The sequence below is a fragment of the Mesorhizobium wenxiniae genome (assembly GCF_002284535.1).
GTDB classification, from domain to species: Bacteria; Pseudomonadota; Alphaproteobacteria; order Rhizobiales; family Rhizobiaceae; genus Mesorhizobium; species Mesorhizobium wenxiniae.
In genome coordinates this window covers 282398-298585 of record NZ_NPKH01000023.1, presented here as the reverse complement: position 1 = coordinate 298585, position 16188 = coordinate 282398, and the positions used below count along the sequence as shown (strand labels likewise).

The following is a 16188-nucleotide window of genomic DNA, read 5'->3' as shown; positions in this document are numbered from 1 at the left end:
TCCTGTTGCAACGCCGATTATAACTCAGCGTGGCTTCCGTTGCAACGTACATTATAACCTGCGTCAGCCGACCTGCAGCAGCCGGTCCATCAGCCGGTCGGCGGCCTCGGGGATGACCGTGCCCGGCGGGAAGATCTCCGCGGCTCCCGCCTGCATCACGGCACCGTAATCCTGCGGTGGGATGACGCCGCCGGCGACGATCAGCATATCGTCGCGGCCGAGCTTCTTCAGCGCGTCCTTGAGTTCGGGAATGAGCGTCAAATGTCCTGCCGCTAGCGACGAGGCGCCGATGATATGCACGTCGTGCTCGACCGCGAGCCTGGCGATCTCCTCCGGCGTCTGGAACATCGGCCCAACGGTGACGTCGAAGCCGAGATCGGCAAAGGCCGTGGCGATGACCTTCTGGCCGCGATCGTGGCCGTCCTGTCCCATCTTGGCGACGAGAATGCGCGGCTTGCCGCCGGACTTCTCCTCGAATGCCACGATCTTGTCCTGCAGGCGGTCGACCACGGGATTGTCGCCGAGCGCCTTGCGATAGACGCCGGAGATCGTCTGGACCGAGGCGACATGACGGCCGAAAACCTTTTCCAGAGCCAGCGAAATCTCGCCGACCGTGGCGTTGGCGCGCGCGGCGCGAATGGCGAACTCCAGCAGATTTTCGCCGCTCTCCGCGGCCCGGCTCAGCGCACTCAGTGCGCTCTCGACGGCGCCGACATCGCGCGTGCCTTTCAGCCGTTGCAGTTTCGACAATTGCCGGGCTCTGACTTCGGCATTGTCGATCTTCAGCACGTCGACTTTGATATCCGTCTCGGGACGATGGGCGTTGACGCCGACCAGTATCTGCTCGCCGGAATCGATCCGCGCCTGCGTACGCGCGGCAGCCTCTTCGATGCGCAGCTTCGGTATGTTTTTTTCGGTTGCGACGGCCATGCCGCCCAGGCTCTCGACCTCTTCGATATGGGCAAGCGCGCGCGCCGCCAGATCATGCGTCAGCCGTTCGAGATAGGCAGAGCCTCCCCACGGGTCGATGATGCGGGTGGTGCCGGATTCCTTTTGCAGGATGAGCTGTGTGTTGCGGGCGATGCGGGCCGAATAGTCGGTCGGCAGCGCCATCGCCTCGTCGAAGGAGTTGGTGTGCAGCGATTGCGTATGACCCTGCGTCGCCGCCATCGCCTCGATCATGGTGCGCATGATGTTGTTGTAAGGATCCTGCGCCGTCAGCGACCAGCCCGAAGTCTGGCAATGGGCTCGCAGTGACAGCGAGCGCTCGTCCTTCGGCAAGAAGTTCTTCAGCATCAGGGTCGACCACAAAAGGCGGGCTGCCCTCAGCTTGGCGACCTCCATGAAGAAGTTCATGCCGATCGCCCAGAAGAAGGAAAGGCGCGGCGCGAAACGGTCGATATCGAGACCCGCCGCGACACCAGCGCGGGCATATTCGATGCCGTCGGCGATCGTGTAGGCGAGCTCGAGGTCGGCGGTCGCCCCTGCTTCCTGCATGTGATAGCCGGAGATCGAAATCGAATTGAACTTCGGCATGTGCTGCGACGTGTAGGAGAAGATGTCGGACACGATCCGCATCGAAGGCTTTGGCGGATAGATGTAGGTGTTGCGCACCATGAACTCTTTCAGAATGTCGTTCTGAATGGTTCCGGCGAGGTCCTTCTGCGCAACGCCCTGTTCTTCCGCCGCCACGATGTAGAGCGCCATGATCGGCAGCACCGCGCCGTTCATGGTCATCGACACCGTCATCTCGTCAAGCGGGATGCCGTCGAAGAGCTGACGCATGTCGAGGATGGAATCTATGGCGACGCCCGCCATGCCGACATCACCGGCAACACGCGGATGATCGCTGTCGTAGCCGCGATGCGTGGCGAGGTCGAAAGCGACCGACAGTCCCTTCTGGCCGGCTGCAAGGTTGCGCCGGTAAAAGGCGTTCGACTCTTCCGCCGTCGAGAAGCCGGCATATTGCCTGATCGTCCAGGGCTGCTGGACATACATGGTCGGGTAGGGGCCGCGCACGAATGGCGGCAGGCCCGGATAAGTGTCGAGATGCGGCAACCCCTTGAGGTCGCCCTGGTTGTACAGATGCTTGATGGCCAGTCCTTCCGGGGTCATCCGCTGGCCCTTGACCTCGATCGGCGCCCGGCGCGGCGCCGACCAGCCGATTTGGCTAAAGTCCGGGATCATGGCGCTGCTCCGATCGATTGATCGAGGCGGATCGGAAACAGCGGCTCGCACACCGCCACGCCCTCGGTGACGGCAGGCCGCCGCTCCGCCGCCAGCGTTTCGACCGGACGTTCGGTCTTCGAAGGGTGAAGCGTCGTGCCGATGATGGCCCGCTCGCCCGCTTGATAGGCAGCATTGCGGCGGGCGGAGGCCGCCTGAACTCGTTTCTGGATGTGTCCTTGCTGCAGGCTGGACAGCACGCCGCCTTCCGCCTCGATCCGCTGGAATTCTTCCCACGCCGCTTCGCCGAGTTCGGCGGTCAGCGCTTCAACGGCGCCCGAACCGCAAGCAGGGTCGGCGACATGATCGATATGGCTTTCGTTGGCCATGATCAGTTGCGTATTGCGGGCGACACGGCGGGCAAAGCCCGTCGGCAGGCCATGCGCGATCGTATGCGGCAGGATGGAGATCGAATCCGCCCCGCCGGCTGCCGCGGCAAAAGCGGCGATCGTGGTGCGCAGGATGTTTGTCTCCGGGTCCGCCGAAGTCATCATGCGGAAGGAGGTCTCGGCATGGATGTTGGCGGTGGACGCGGCGATCGAACATGCCTCCTGGACCCGCGCCCACAGCCTGCGCAGGGCCCTGACCTTGGCCATCGACACGAACTGGTCCTGGTCGACGCTCAGCGCGAAGCCGATATGGGGCGCCGCATAGACAAGCGGCTGGCGCGCCTCCTCGAACATCCTGAGATAGGAGACCGCCGAAGCCATCATGGTGCCCAGCTCCTGCGCTTCGGTGGCGCCGGCATTGTGGAAGACGCGTCCGTCTGCCTCCAGCAGGACCCCGGGCACGCCCATCGAGAAAAAATGCGCCAGGGACTGCGGCATCGACGCCTGCAGGGCCTCGATCGACATGCGCAACCGGCCGGTTCCGGCAAAGATCGCCGCCGGATCGATACCAAAGGACAGGTTGAGCTTTGCCGGGTCTGACCGGCGCTTGCTCAAGAACGCAACCAGCCAGTCGGCCACGGCGCGGCTCCAGGGATGCGCGTCGATGCGAACCTGGATGCGGTTGAGCGGCACGCCGTCGAGCACGGTCTCCAGCGCCTCGGCAGTCCTCGGCAGGCCGTAGCCGAACGCATTCGGCGCGCCTTCGAAAACAAGCGACAATCCGGTGGCGCCCTGTGCGACGTCTTCCAGGGCCTGGGCTTTGGCGCGGCCGGTATCCGGATCATCGATACGCTGGCTGACGATCCACGGCGAACTGGGATTTGCCCGCGCCAGAGGCTCTGCGGTGACCGAACGGTCGTAGAGCGGTTCGATGCGGATGCCATCGTCCGTATGGGATATGAGCTTTTCCTCGAAGGATCCGCCGGCCAAGGCTTTTTCCGCAAGGCCAAGCCACCGCTGCCGGTCAGGGTTCGGAAGTTCGGCATCGTGGTTCAAGGCACCGGCGCCCATCCGCTCTCCTCGTCTTCTCGGCCGATAGGCCTGGAACGTCAGTCTACGGTTCCCCGTCCCATATCACAATGCAACACGCGTCCTGCGACAATGAACCGTCAACCGATTGCCAAACATGCGCAAAATCCGCAAGCTCCAAAAACTCAATTTCGACCATGGCCATTGTCGCTGCGCAATGGCGTCATTATACCTGCGGCGAGCCCCGCTACTTTCAATAGACCGGGGCTTCAACACTTCAGGTTTGCGGAGACCGGACATATGGCTGACGACACCAGTATTTTCATAGGAGCCAGCCGAAAGCCCGACGACAGTTACCAGCGCGCCGAAAATCTGCTGCTTCAGTATGGCAATCGTCACGGCCTGGTCACCGGTGCGACCGGTACTGGCAAGACCGTGAGCTTGCAGATTTTGGCGGAAGGTTTCTCCAATGCCGGCGTGCCGGTCTTTTGCGCCGACATCAAAGGCGACCTGTCCGGTATCGCCATGATGGGCACGCCACAGGATTTTCTGGTCAAGCGTGCGGAGCAGGTCAAGCTAGATCCCTATGATTTCCAGGAATTTCCGGTCATCTTCTGGGACTTGTTCGGCGAGCAGGGCCATCCGATTCGCGCCACCGTCTCGGAAATGGGGCCTCTGCTTCTGTCGCGCCTGATGAACCTCTCCGAGGCGCAGGAAGGCATCATGAACATCGCCTTCCGCATCGCCGACGAGGAAGGCCTGTTGCTGTTGGACCTGAAGGACCTGCAAGCGCTTCTTGCCAACATCGCAGAACGCGCCGAAGAAATCGGCGCTCGCTACGGCAACGTGACCAAGCCCTCGGTCGGCGCGATCCAGCGCACGCTGCTGGTTCTGGAACAGCAGGGAGCGACGAATTTCTTCGGCGAGCCGGCACTACGGATCGCCGACATCATGCGCACCACCCGCGACGGCCGAGGCGCCATCAGCGTGCTGGCTGCCGACAAGCTGATGATGAATCCCCGGCTCTATGCGACATTCCTTTTGTGGCTGATGTCGGAACTGTTCGAGGAGCTGCCCGAAGTCGGCGATCCTGACAAGCCGAAGCTGGTCTTCTTCTTCGACGAGGCGCACCTTCTGTTCGATGATGCGCCGAAGGTGCTGATCGACCGCGTCGAACAGGTGGTCCGCCTGATCCGTTCGAAGGGCGTCGGCGTTTACTTCGTCACCCAGAATCCGCTGGATATCCCCGAAACGGTTCTGGCCCAGCTCGGCAACCGGGTGCAGCACGCCTTGCGCGCCTACACGCCGCGGGAGCAGAAGGCCGTGAGAACCGCCGCCGAGACCTTCAGGCCAAATCCCGACTTCGACTGTGCAACCGTGATCACGCAGCTCGGCACCGGCGAAGCGCTGGTCTCGACTCTGGAAGCCAAAGGTGTTCCGTCCATGGTCCAGCGTACGCTGGTTCGCCCGCCGTCTTCACGCCTTGGCCCGATCACGCCAGACGAGCGCCGCAAGCTGATCACTGAGAGCCCGGTTAGCGGGCAATACGACCAAACCATCGATCGTGAATCGGCTTTCGAGATGCTGCAGAAAAAAGCCAAGGACGCTCTCGACGCAGAGGCGCAGCAGCAGGAGAGCGGCCGCTCACGCTGGACTATCCCAGGCTTCGGCGATGACGATTCCGCCCCCCAACCCACCGGCGGCAGGCGGGCACCGGCGCCGCGATCGTCCAATCGCCAGACGGTGGCGGAGGCGGCGATCAAATCGGTGGTTCGCTCGGTCGGCTCGTCCGTGGGCCGGGCGATTGTGAGGGGTATCCTCGGCAGTCTGGCAAGAGGGCGCTGACAGTATTGGACCTCGGTTTGAGAATATCCGATGCTCAAGCAAGAGCATCGGGTTCAGAGGTACGCCGGCCGCTCCAGCGCTTTCGACCAGCTCAGAAGATCGAGTCCGAAATCGCCCTTGCCGGGCCGAGCAGGATCGATCCTTCCGGGACGCCCGCATCGATTGGAATGGCTTTGCGGTCTGCCGTGGCAACCAGTTCCTGACCGACACCGGCGGTAACGATCACCGGCGTCTTGTTGGGCACACGGTCATAAAGGTCGATAATGTCCTGATTTATCAAGCGAACGCACCCAGATGACACCGATTTGCCTATGGAAAACCACTCCGGCGACCCGTGCAAGCGGTAAAGCGTGTCCTCGTTGCCCTCAAAGAGATACAGCGCCCGCGCTCCGAGCGGATTGGTGAGGCCGCCGGGCATGCCGCCATTCTCGGCGCTGTATTTTGCGTGCTCTGGCTGGCGGGCGATCATTTCGGCCGGCGGCGTCCATTTCGGCCACTTCTGCTTCCACTGGACGACGGCATCGCCAGACCATTCGAAACCGGCGCGACCCAGCCCGACCCCATAACGAATGGCTTGTCCGCCCGGACGCACGAGATAGAGGTGGTGGCCGGCCGTATCGACGACGATGGTGCCTGGCGCTTGGCCGGTCGGATCGGGAACGATCTGACGCAGAAATTGCTCGTCGATTTTCTCGTAGGGTATGCCCGGCAGCTCGAACCCACCGTCGCTGACCGGACCGTACATTGTTGCATAGTCCATGAGCGGCGGCTCGACATTGGCTGGCGGCGGCGGCTCGACCGGCCGGCCTGCCGTCGTGGTGCAGGCGGAAACCGCAATCGAGGCGACGCCTAGCGCAGCGGCGTTGAGAAAGCCGCGACGGCTCAGGCGATAGGGGTCGATTTCGGTTGTGGACATCGTTGCCTTTTTTAAGTCTCATATCGAAACAGAACATGAATACGCCAATCAGTACGGCGCGCCAGCCCTACCAATGCGTGGCGCGATAGGCGGTTCCGATTCTGGCCTGAGGGTGAACAAACAAAGGCAAAGCTGTGACGGTTCAGCCCCTGTTGCGCCGAGGCAACAGGCCCACAGCGCCGGGCGTCAGCAAAGGACGCTGTAGCACGTTTGTTTTGCGCGTGATCCTTTCCAAGGATCGATTCCGATTTGAGGTCATCCGTCAGCCTGCGGCGAGCAGGCCTTCGAGCGAGGGCAGGATCAGGGCCGGCGGAAAGTCCCGGTATTCCTCGGGCTGGTCGGAGCGGTTGATCCAGACTGTCCGGAAGCCGAATTTGGTGGCGCCAGCGACGTCCCAGCGGTTGGATGACTGAAACGACACCGCACCCGGATAGAGACGCCAGCCTGTCGTGACCATGTCGTAGACCGACGGATCGGCCTTGAAGCGCTTGACGGCCTCGACGGAATAGATGTCGTCCAGAACCTGGTCGAGCGCGGCCGATTTGACCGCCGCTTCCAGCATTTCAGGCGAGCCGTTGGAGAGGATCGCCAGCTTGGCGCCCGACGCCTTGAGCGCCTTGAGCACGGCCGGCACCTCCGGATAGCAGTCCAGCCGCCAATAGGCGTCGAGCAGCTTGGCCCTCAGCCCCTTGTCCGCGGAGGGAACCTTGCGCAAGGCGAAATCCAGCGCCTGTTCGGTGAGTTGCCAGAAATCGGCATGGGCGCCCATCAGCGTCCTCACCCAGGAATATTCCAGTTGCTTGGCCCGCCAGATCTCCGACAGGAGTTGGCCGTCCGGCCCGATCTGGTCGGCATGACGGCGCACGGCGGCATGGACATCGAACAGCGTGCCGTAGGCGTCGAAAACGTAAGCCGCATGGTGCATGGTGACAGTTTTGCGGCGAGGCAAGGCGAGGCGCAAGCCCAGATTGCAGTTCGCATGCCGCTGGCCTTAACAAATCTCAGCCATTTCAGTTGACGGCAGACGCCAAAGCATCTTCCAATGGGGGGACAGGACAGCTTTTAAAACGCGGAACCAAGCGATGACACTGGCGGCTGCGGCGCAATCCGCGACATGGACCTTCGTGGATGGCGACTGGTATGAAGGCAATGTCGCCATTCTGGGGCCGCGCAGCCATGCCATGTGGCTCGGCACCAGCGTGTTCGACGGCGCCCGCTGGTTCGAGGGCGTCGCCCCCGACCTCGACCGCCACGCCGCGAGGGTGAACGCCTCGGCGATCGCGCTTGGTCTCAAACCATCCATGAGTGCCGAAAAGATCGTCGGGCTGACCTGGGACGGGCTGAAGAAGTTCAACGGCAAGACGGCGGTGTATATAAGGCCGATGTACTGGGCCGAGCATGGCGGCTATATGGGCGTGCCGGCAGATCCGGCCTCGACCCGTTTCTGCCTTTGCCTCTACGAATCGCCAATGATCTCGCCGGCGGGCTTTTCGGTCACCGTCTCGCCGTTCCGGCGCCCAACCATCGAAACCATGCCGACCAACGCCAAGGCCGGCTGCCTCTATCCCAACAATGGTCGTGCCATCCTCGAAGCCAAGATGCGCGGCTTCGACAATGCCCTGGTGCTCGACATGCTGGGCAATGTCGCCGAGACCGGAACCTCGAACATTTTCCTGGTCAAGGACGGCCATGTCCTGACGCCGGCGCCGAACGGCACGTTCCTGTCCGGCATCACCCGCTCGCGGACGATGACGCTGCTTGGCGAGTATGGGTTCAAGACCACCGAGAAGACGCTGTCGGTGCGCGACTTCCTCGAAGCAGACGAGATATTCTCGACGGGAAACCATTCGAAAGTCGTGCCGGTCACCCGCATCGAGGATCGCAATCTCCAGCCTGGGCCTGTAGCCAAGAAGGCGCGCGAACTCTACTGGGATTGGGCCCATTCGACTTCGACCGGCTGACTGGCGAAAAAGCGAACCGGCGCTTCATTCCGGAGTTGCTCCATATCAATCCAGACCTATGTTAGTCCGGTATCGCACCGGATTTTTCCACGAGGAGTACGACCGATGGCTTTTGAACTGCCTGCCTTGCCCTATGACTACGAGGCCTTGCAGCCTTACATGTCGAAGGAGACGCTGGAGTATCACCACGACAAGCACCACAAGGCCTATGTCGACAACGGCAACAAGCTGGCTGCCGAAGCTGGGCTCGGCGATTTGTCGGTCGAAGAGGTTGTGAAACAGTCCTTCGGCAAGAACCCCGGGCTCTTCAACAATGCCGGCCAGCATTACAACCACATTCATTTCTGGAAGTGGATGAAGAAGGGCGGCGGCGGCAACAAATTGCCGGGCGCGCTGCAAAAGGCGTTCGACAGTGACCTCGGCGGCTACGACAAGTTCAAGGCCGACTTCATCGCCGCCGGAACCACCCAGTTCGGTTCAGGCTGGGCCTGGGTTTCGGTCAAGGACGGCAAGCTGGCGATCTCGAAGACGCCGAACGGCGAGAATCCGCTGGTCCATGGCGCGACGCCGATCCTGGGCGTCGATGTCTGGGAGCACTCCTATTACATCGACTATCGCAACGCCCGGCCGAAATATCTCGAAGCCTTCGTCGACAGTCTCATCAACTGGGACCATGTCCTCGAGCTCTACGAAAAGGCGTAGGCCTAACTGAGTTGCAGAAAAGCCCCGGTAAAACCGGGGCTTTTCTTTTGGCTCAAGATCGGCCGCCCTTTTCCAGCACAGAACGACTGTCGCAAAAATTCACACAAGCGTGAGGCGAATTTCCGGAATTTTTAAGCCAATTTTGCCGTTATCGATCAGTGCCGACCTTCATCCGAAACGTCTTCACCATGGAGCCAATTGAATGAGAAAGCTTATCCTCGCCATCTCGACGCTCGCCTTCGCCGGTTCGGCGGCATTCGCCGATCCGATCCAGGAGCGCCAGGCCCTGATGAAGGAACGCGGAAAGATCGCCGGCCAATTGTCGAAAGTGGTCAAGGGCGAGGCCGCCTATGACGCCGCGGCCGTGCTGGTGGCGTTGAAGGCGCTGCAGGCCAACGCCGAGAAATTCCATGCAAACGTCGAGACCCTTTTCCCGGCTGGCAGTGAAACCGGCGACACCACCGCTGCCCCCAAGATCTGGGAGGATATGGCCGGCTTCAAGGCGATTGAGGAAAAATATCTCGCCGATGTCAAGGCTGCGGCGGCCGCCGCCCCGGCCGATGTCGATGCCTTGAAGGCGGGGTTCAACACCATAGGCGGCGATTGTGGCACCTGCCACCAGACATACAGGATAAAGAAGGGCTGATCGCGGGCGATGCGCCTGCTGAAAAAGCTCGTCGGCGCCGCCCTCGTTCTGGGCGCCGCCGGCGCTGTCGCCGGCTGGGTCCTGTCGGCGCCGGTCAGGCTCGACACTCAGACCCTGGCGCAGCTCGGCCCCGGCGATGCCGCCAGGGGCAAGCGCATTTTTTATGCCGGAGGCTGCACATCGTGCCATGCGAAGCCAGGTTCACAAGGCGATGCCCGCCTTCAACTTGCAGGCGGTCTCGAACTCAAGACGCCGTTCGGCACCTTCGTGCCACCGAACATTTCGCAGGATGCCAAGGACGGTATCGGCGCCTGGTCGGTCGAAGACCTCGCCAACGCCATGATGAAGGGAGTGTCGCCGAGCGGCGAGCATTTCTATCCGGCGTTTCCTTATGCATCCTACGCGCGCATGAAGCCGGCCGACATTGCCGATCTCCATGCCTTCATGAAAACGCTTCCGGCGGTCGCCGGCAAGGCGCCGGCCAATTCGCTGGGATTCCCGTTCAACATCCGTCGCGGTATCGGGCTGTGGAAACGTCTCTATTTGAGTGACCAGCCGGTGGTTTCCTTCCCCGAGGGCACGCCGGATCCGGTGATGGCCGGCCGCTACCTGGTCGAAGGGCCGGGCCATTGCGGCGAATGCCACACGCCGCGTGATTTTGCTGGCGGCACCAGGAAGAGCGAGTGGCTGGCCGGAGCCACTGCTGCCGAAGGCAGCGGCATCGTGCCGAACATTACTTCGGGTGAAGGCGGGCTTAGTGACTGGTTGGAGGCTGACATCGCCAACTTTCTCGAGACCGGCTTCACGCCGGATTTCGATACCGTCGGTGGCGCCATGGTCGACGTGCAGAGAAACATGGCCCAACTCACGCCCGAGGACCGGGCGGCGATATCAGCCTATCTGAAGGCCATACCGCCGCATCCCAATGGCTATCCGGCGCGCAAGCAGCCTTCGAGCTGACACGAAAACCGAACGGGATGGCGGTGCGTCAGCGGTCGCCGAGGAAATCGAAGCCGGCTTCGAAGAAATGATTGTAGTTGCAGGTCATTTCCTCGCCGGGCGCGATGTCGCGCGACGCATACGTCTCCTCGGGCAAGGAGACGTCGCAATTCGGGTCATCGGCATGGTTCATGTAGCGTGCGTCGTCGGCTTCGAAGACGATGTAGTTCGGGTCGCGCCGGTCGGGATAGGAATAGCGATCGAGATAGGCTTTGATCGGCCCGGTTTCGCGCTCATAGGTCTCGACGGGAATGCGTCGGTCGTAATTGGGATCGAGCTTCCAAACCAGAGTGCCACGGGGAATGTGGTTCTTGGCAAAGACTCCGATGCCCTGGATACGCGATTTGTCGAGATAGACGTCGACGAGCAACATGGCAGACCTTTGGCGTGACTGGATGATTTTGGTGGCGCGGCTGCGAAAAGCCGCGCATTGGGTAGCGCGCGGCCATGGCAATTGCGAGCGGAAAATCAGCCAGGCCGTGACCGGAAAGTGGAATCGATTTTCCGCAGGGGATCGTGCGCAAGATCAAGCTTCTACAGCGCCCTTTGCGCGTCCAAAGGGTGGGTGCCGCTGGTGGTGGCAAGGTCGGCCTTGCCCGCCACCTTCAGCGCAAACGCGTAGGTGAAGGCGATTTCCTCGAGCCTGGAAAACCGGCCGGATGCGCCGGCATGGCCGGAGTCCATGTTGATCTTGAACAGCACCGGATTGTCGCCGGTCTTGCGGTCGCGCAGCCGCGCCACCCACTTGGCCGGCTCCCAATAGGTGACACGCGGGTCGGTGAGACCGGCAAGCGCCAGAATCGGCGGATAGTCGAGCGCGGCGACATTGTCATAGGGGGAGTAGGCGGCGATCGTTCGGTAGTCCTCCTCCGAAGCGATCGGATTGCCCCATTCGGGCCATTCCGGCGGCGTCAGCGGCAAGGTCGCGTCGAGCATGGTGGTGAGCACGTCGACGAACGGAACCTCGGCGACAATGCCGCCGAAGCATTCCGGCGCCATGTTGGCAATCGCGCCCATCAGCAGGCCGCCGGCCGAGCCGCCCTGTGCGACGATGCGGTCATGTTGCGTATAGCGTTCGGCGACGAGGTGGTGGGCGACCGCGACAAAATCGGTGAACGTGTTCATCTTGTGCGTCCGCTTGCCGTCATCATACCAGCCATAGCCCTTGTCCTTGCCGCCGCGGACATGGGCAATCGCGTAGACGAAGCCGCGGTCGACCAGCGAAAACAAATTGGTGTTAAAGGCGGCCGGGACTGTGATGCCGTAGGAGCCGTAGCCGTAAAGCAGGCAAGGCGCTGATCCGTCGAGCGGCGTGTCGCGATGGTGGATGAGCGAGATCGGCACCAGTTCGCCGTCGGCGGCGGGCGCCATCAGCCGCCGTGTCACATAATGGTCCGGGTCGTGACCGGACGGAACTTCCTGCGTCTTCAGCAGCACGCGCTCGCGGGTCCGCATGTTGTAGTCGAAGATCTGCGCCGGCGTTGTCATGGACGAGTAGGAAAAGCGCATGATCTCGGTGTCGTATTCATAAGATCCCGACAGGCCGAGCGAGAAGGCTTCCTCGTCGAAGGAGATGAGGTGTTCCTCGCCGCTCTTGCGGTCATGCACGACGATGCGCGGCAGGCCTTCCTTGCGCTCAAGCCTGACCATATGGTCCTTGAAGCCGATCACCGAAAGGATCAGCCGGCCCGCTTCGTGCGGCACCAGTTCCTGCCAGTTGGCGCGCACCGGGTCGCTCGCCGGCGCCGTCATGATCTTGAAATCCTTGGCGCCGCCGGCGTTGGTGAGAATGAAGAAGATATCGCCGCCTTCTTCGAGGTCGTATTGCAGGCCGGTCTCGCGCGCCGAAACCAGCTTCGGTTCGGCGAACGGCTCGCTGGCGCTCATGATGCGATATTCCGAGGTCTCGTGGTCGTTGATGCCGACCATGATCCACTCGTTGGAGCGCGTGCCGCCGACATTCATGAAGAAGCCCGGATCGGTTTCTTCGTAGATCAGCCGGTCGTTCTCAGGACTGTCGCCAAGGGCATGGAACAGCACCTTGGAAGGACGGTGGTTGGGATCGAGGCGGGTGTAGAAAAATCCGTCATTGTCGGCGTTCCATACGCCGCCGCCACCGGTAGCCGGGATCCTATCCGGCAACTCCTTGCCGTCGGCGAGATCGCGGACGCGAAGCGTGTAGAATTCGGAACCCTTGTCGTCGAAGGCCCAGAGAAGCTTGCGGTGGTCGGTCGAATGGTCGACACCGCCGAGGCGGAAATAGGCCTTGCCTTCGGCCTCGAGATCGCCGTCGAGCAGGATCTGCTGGTCACCGCCATCGCGCGGCGTGCGGAAATAACGCGGCTGCTCGCCGCCAAGCTTGAAAGATGAGCCATAGGCGTACGGCCCATCCTTCATCGGCACGGAAGAGTCGTCTTCCTTGATGCGGCCCTTCATCTCCTTGAAAAGCTGCTTCCGCAACTGGGCGGTGTCGGCCATCAACGCCGCCTGATAGGCGTTTTCGGCTTCGAGATGGGCGCGGATTTGGGCGTCGAGCAGGGACGGATCCCTGAACATCTCTTGCCAATTGTCGGCTCTCAGCCAGGCATAGTCGTCCGTCCGGGTTACTCCATGATGCAGATCGAAGACCGGCCGCTTCTCGGGTTGTGGCGGGCTGACAGTCGGAAATGCTGGGGTTCGGGTCATTGCGTCTCGCTGGGAAGTTATTTGAATGGAGAATGAACACGCCGATCAGCGCAGGTTCAAGAGCCGGAAGTATGTTTTGCGCTGGGCTCCAGAAGATGAGCCGGAGGAGAGAGAAAAATGAAATTCCGTTTTCGCGCTGCCGCGGCTTTCGTCGTCGCTTCGACAGTTTTGGCCTTTACCGGCCAATCTCATGCAACCGTGTTCGCAGCTTGGCAAGTGACCAACGTTCCGTTTGGCGACACGCTCAACGTGCGCAAGTACCCGGCGGGGTCTTCCCAGAAGCAGGCCGCCTATCCCAACGGTGCCGTTTTGCAGATGACCGGGAAATGCACCGGCGGCATAAACCTGCTCGACATCGCCAAGCAGCCGGTTTGGAAGCAGGAATAGAAGATCCGCTATCGCTGGTGCGAAGTCTGGCATGATCCTGTACACAACGGCAATTTTGTCACCGGCTGGGTCTACGGAAAATACATTACCCCACATTGATGGATCGGCGGCGATCCGCGGCGCTGATTTCTGGTTTGTTTGCAAACAGCAAATCGCAACCTATGGTTTTGCAGTTTCTGAAAACAACCAGATAGCCTGCGCCACAACCAAGCATAGCCAAGCATTGAGAATTTTTTACTGGCTATCGAGGATGTAACGGCAGCCCGACGGGGCGTCAGCCGTTGCTGGTCGGACCAGAAAATATCGCAAAATTACAGAGTGCACGAAAGGTTGAAGCTGATCGTGGAATATTTTATTAACATCGATGAATACAGCGCAAGAAGCGAATTGACTTACTTGGTTCACTGGCTCATTAGGATGTTGTGACGCGAATCGCAGAGGCTCTTTCCTGCAAAAATTTCGCGCGATGCCCGACCTGTCAAAAATAGGGCGCAGATAGAAACAACTCTCGTTGGGGTCATGAAGCCATGGATATTATCGAAACACCTTCCAGAAATAGTGATGCGCTGATCGAGTTGACGGCCGACGTCGTGGCCGCCTATGTCAGCAACAATCCGGTGCCGGTCGGCGAGCTGCCGAGCCTCATTGCCGATGTCCATGCCGCCCTCGGGCGCGTGGGCGGGACCAGTGAACAACCTCCTGCCGACAAGCAGAAGCCGGCAGTAAACCCGAAACGCTCCGTCCATGACGACTACATCGTCTGTCTTGAAGACGGCAAGAAGTTCAAGTCGCTGAAGCGCCATTTGATGACCCACTACGGTCTGACGCCCGACGAGTATCGTGAAAAATGGGGCCTGGACGCAAGCTATCCGATGGTTGCTCCAAACTATGCTGCCGCCCGCTCCCAGCTCGCCAAGAAGATGGGTCTCGGCCGCAAGCGCAAGGGACGCTGATATCGGCTCTGCCCAACGTGGGTTGAACGATCAACGGCGCCTCCGGGCGCCGTTTTGCCTTTGAGGCATTGCTGGTGCAATACGCCTTGCCCGAGGTGCGGGGCTCACTGCCGTGCGGGGGCAATCGCGCGCTGTTGTCTAATCAGGCGGTCTGCCTCAACGCCGCCTCGGCGTCGCGCTTAATGCGCTTGACCATGGAACGAAGACCATTGGCGCGTTGCGGCGACAGGTGTTCGTCGAGGCCAAGTGCCTTCAGCGTGGCTTCCGCGTCGGTCTTCTGGATCTCGCTGGCCGGTCGTCTGGAAAACAGCGCCAGCATGATAGCGACGAGGCCGCGCACGATATGGGCGTCCGAATCACCGGCGAAGGTGACGACTGGATCGGGACCCGGTCCATATTCGGTTGTCAGCCAGACCTGGCTGACGCAGCCGGGCACCTTGTTGGCGGCGTTGCGTTCCTCATCGGGAAATGGCGGCAGGGCCTCGCCCAGTTCGATCACATAGCGGTAGCGGTCTTCCCACTCGTCAAGCAGGGAGAAGTCGTCGCGGATCGTTTGGATCGTCGTGCTCATCACCTAGGATATAGTCATCCGGCGACGCCGCGTCACGGAAAAAGAGGAAAAACACCATAGGCGTCGAGGTGCGGACGGCCTGCGGTGCAGTGACAGATGCGCTGAAATATCTCAGTTTTTCGCCGGCAACTCGACTTTCGCGGGCAAGTGGACTTTCGCCGGTAAGACGATGTCTTCCGGCACGCTGCCGGTCGTTGTCGCCGTGTCGGGTTCGGCGGTCTTGTCGTCCAACATGGCGGCCGCGATCTTGGCTGTCTCCTTGGCCCGGGCGGTGATCGTGTGCATTGCGGACTTGCCGGTCTCGCAGACGTCGGGCTTGCGCTCGCATATGCCGGCAATATCGCCAACGGCTTCGCGTGCCGCCAACAACGCCTGGATCGGCCCAACGCTTTGGTGGCCTGTCTCGTCGGAGCCGACATTCAGCGGCAGCGCCAGAAGCACCAGCGAAAACCAGAAAGCCATTCTGATCAGAAAGCCCATCTGTATGCCCTCATCTTTGACCGGATCATGCATTCGGCGACATGACCTCTTTTATGGGGTACGATAGTGGCATAGACGCTCAAAGGACGGCTTGCCCGGTCAGCGAAAATTTTCCTCGAATTTTAGGCAAACTCGAAACGAAGTATTTTGCAATGGATTTGTGTCAAATCCAGCCGATTTTCTTCACTTAAGGTTAACTATCCATCTGCCTGTTTTCCTTAGTTATTTCCCGGAAGGGCGGGCGTGCCGGTGGCGACTGTCAGAGGCGAAATGGCGGTCCGCCGGGATAACGCTCCATTTACTATGGCCGCAATTGCCAAGGCTTTGCCGCGCCGGCCTCCCAATATTTCCCTCAGGCTGGGCATTGATCGGTCCCGCCTTATCCATTCCTTAAACGCTGGATGCGAGTTTCAGATCAATAAAAGCAACCTGCGAAGCAGGGCTGTTCACGACCAGGTG

16 protein-coding genes are annotated in these 16188 nt (G+C 61.0%); 8 read left to right on the top strand and 8 right to left on the bottom strand.

Annotated features, from left to right (window positions below; all coding sequences use genetic code 11):
* Nucleotides 1-63: 63 nt before the first annotated feature.
* Together scpA and CIT31_RS17920 are read right to left on the bottom strand one after the other, a co-directional pair.
* Nucleotides 64-2187 (bottom strand): methylmalonyl-CoA mutase, encoded by a 2124-nt coding sequence (gene scpA, locus CIT31_RS17925; RefSeq protein ID WP_095519701.1) that lies wholly within the window; start codon nucleotides 2185-2187, stop codon nucleotides 64-66.
* On the bottom strand, nucleotides 2184-3626 hold the full coding sequence (locus CIT31_RS17920; RefSeq protein ID WP_095519700.1) for a methylmalonyl-CoA mutase subunit beta: 1443 nt from the start codon (nucleotides 3624-3626) through the stop codon (nucleotides 2184-2186). Before CIT31_RS17920 ends, scpA begins: the two co-directional genes overlap by 4 nt.
* Before the next feature lie 258 nt (nucleotides 3627-3884).
* On the opposite strand from CIT31_RS17920, the gene CIT31_RS17915 reads away from it, so the two are divergent.
* Nucleotides 3885-5429: a helicase HerA-like C-terminal domain-containing protein gene (locus CIT31_RS17915; protein WP_095519699.1), complete on the top strand. Its 1545-nt coding sequence runs from the start codon at nucleotides 3885-3887 to the stop codon at nucleotides 5427-5429.
* Between the two features lie 91 nt (nucleotides 5430-5520).
* Here the strand turns inward: CIT31_RS17915 and CIT31_RS17910 are convergent, their stop codons facing one another.
* Both CIT31_RS17910 and CIT31_RS17905 read right to left on the bottom strand, forming a co-directional pair.
* Nucleotides 5521-6345: a L,D-transpeptidase gene (locus tag CIT31_RS17910; RefSeq protein ID WP_095519698.1), complete on the bottom strand. Its 825-nt coding sequence runs from the start codon at nucleotides 6343-6345 to the stop codon at nucleotides 5521-5523.
* A 262-nt stretch (nucleotides 6346-6607) separates the two neighbouring features.
* Nucleotides 6608-7270 carry a haloacid dehalogenase type II gene (locus CIT31_RS17905; RefSeq protein ID WP_095519925.1) on the bottom strand — a complete coding sequence of 221 codons (663 nt, stop codon included), beginning with the start codon at nucleotides 7268-7270 and terminating at the stop codon, nucleotides 6608-6610.
* 157 nt (nucleotides 7271-7427) lie between these two features.
* On the opposite strand from CIT31_RS17905, the gene CIT31_RS17900 reads away from it, so the two are divergent.
* The 4 genes from CIT31_RS17900 to CIT31_RS17885 all read left to right on the top strand — a co-directional run bounded on the left by CIT31_RS17900 (nucleotide 7428) and on the right by CIT31_RS17885 (nucleotide 10614).
* Entirely contained in the window at nucleotides 7428-8306 is an 879-nt protein-coding gene (locus CIT31_RS17900) for a branched-chain amino acid aminotransferase (RefSeq protein ID WP_095519697.1), read from the top strand.
* A 105-nt stretch (nucleotides 8307-8411) separates the two neighbouring features.
* Nucleotides 8412-9008, top strand: a complete 597-nt coding sequence (locus CIT31_RS17895; protein ID WP_029354634.1) for a superoxide dismutase — start codon at nucleotides 8412-8414, stop codon at nucleotides 9006-9008.
* Between the two features lie 202 nt (nucleotides 9009-9210).
* On the top strand, nucleotides 9211-9654 hold the full coding sequence (locus CIT31_RS17890) for a c-type cytochrome (RefSeq protein ID WP_065010411.1): 444 nt from the start codon (nucleotides 9211-9213) through the stop codon (nucleotides 9652-9654).
* A 9-nt stretch (nucleotides 9655-9663) separates the two neighbouring features.
* Nucleotides 9664-10614, top strand: coding sequence for a cytochrome c (locus CIT31_RS17885; protein WP_095519696.1), 951 nt, complete (start codon nucleotides 9664-9666; stop codon nucleotides 10612-10614).
* A gap of 28 nt (nucleotides 10615-10642) precedes the next feature.
* On the opposite strand, the gene CIT31_RS17880 is transcribed toward CIT31_RS17885, so the two are convergent.
* Both CIT31_RS17880 and CIT31_RS17875 read right to left on the bottom strand, forming a co-directional pair.
* Nucleotides 10643-11026, bottom strand: a complete 384-nt coding sequence (locus CIT31_RS17880) for an SET domain-containing protein (protein ID WP_095519924.1) — start codon at nucleotides 11024-11026, stop codon at nucleotides 10643-10645.
* 161 nt (nucleotides 11027-11187) lie between these two features.
* Entirely contained in the window at nucleotides 11188-13338 is a 2151-nt protein-coding gene (locus CIT31_RS17875) for a S9 family peptidase (RefSeq protein WP_095519695.1), read from the bottom strand.
* A gap of 117 nt (nucleotides 13339-13455) precedes the next feature.
* Here CIT31_RS17875 and CIT31_RS17870 point away from each other — a divergent pair, with 117 nt between their 5' ends.
* The 3 genes from CIT31_RS17870 (at nucleotide 13456) to CIT31_RS17865 (ending at nucleotide 14678) form a co-directional block, all read left to right on the top strand.
* The gene (locus tag CIT31_RS17870) at nucleotides 13456-13725 is read left to right on the top strand and encodes an SH3 domain-containing protein (RefSeq protein ID WP_342586938.1); all 270 of its coding nucleotides are present in this window, start codon (nucleotides 13456-13458) and stop codon (nucleotides 13723-13725) included.
* 31 nt (nucleotides 13726-13756) lie between these two features.
* Nucleotides 13757-13981 carry a hypothetical protein gene (locus CIT31_RS34290; protein WP_165778470.1) on the top strand — a complete coding sequence of 75 codons (225 nt, stop codon included), beginning with the start codon at nucleotides 13757-13759 and terminating at the stop codon, nucleotides 13979-13981.
* Nucleotides 13982-14252: 271 nt separating this feature from the next.
* The gene (locus CIT31_RS17865; protein WP_029354623.1) at nucleotides 14253-14678 is read left to right on the top strand and encodes a Ros/MucR family transcriptional regulator; all 426 of its coding nucleotides are present in this window, start codon (nucleotides 14253-14255) and stop codon (nucleotides 14676-14678) included.
* A 142-nt stretch (nucleotides 14679-14820) separates the two neighbouring features.
* Here CIT31_RS17865 and CIT31_RS17860 read toward each other — a convergent pair whose 3' ends face one another.
* On the bottom strand, nucleotides 14821-15249 hold the full coding sequence (locus CIT31_RS17860) for a SufE family protein (protein WP_095519694.1): 429 nt from the start codon (nucleotides 15247-15249) through the stop codon (nucleotides 14821-14823).
* 111 nt (nucleotides 15250-15360) lie between these two features.
* Complete coding sequence (locus tag CIT31_RS17855; RefSeq protein WP_095519693.1) at nucleotides 15361-15729, bottom strand: DUF5330 domain-containing protein; 369 nt, start codon at nucleotides 15727-15729, stop codon at nucleotides 15361-15363.
* Between the last annotated feature and the right edge of the window lie 459 nt (nucleotides 15730-16188).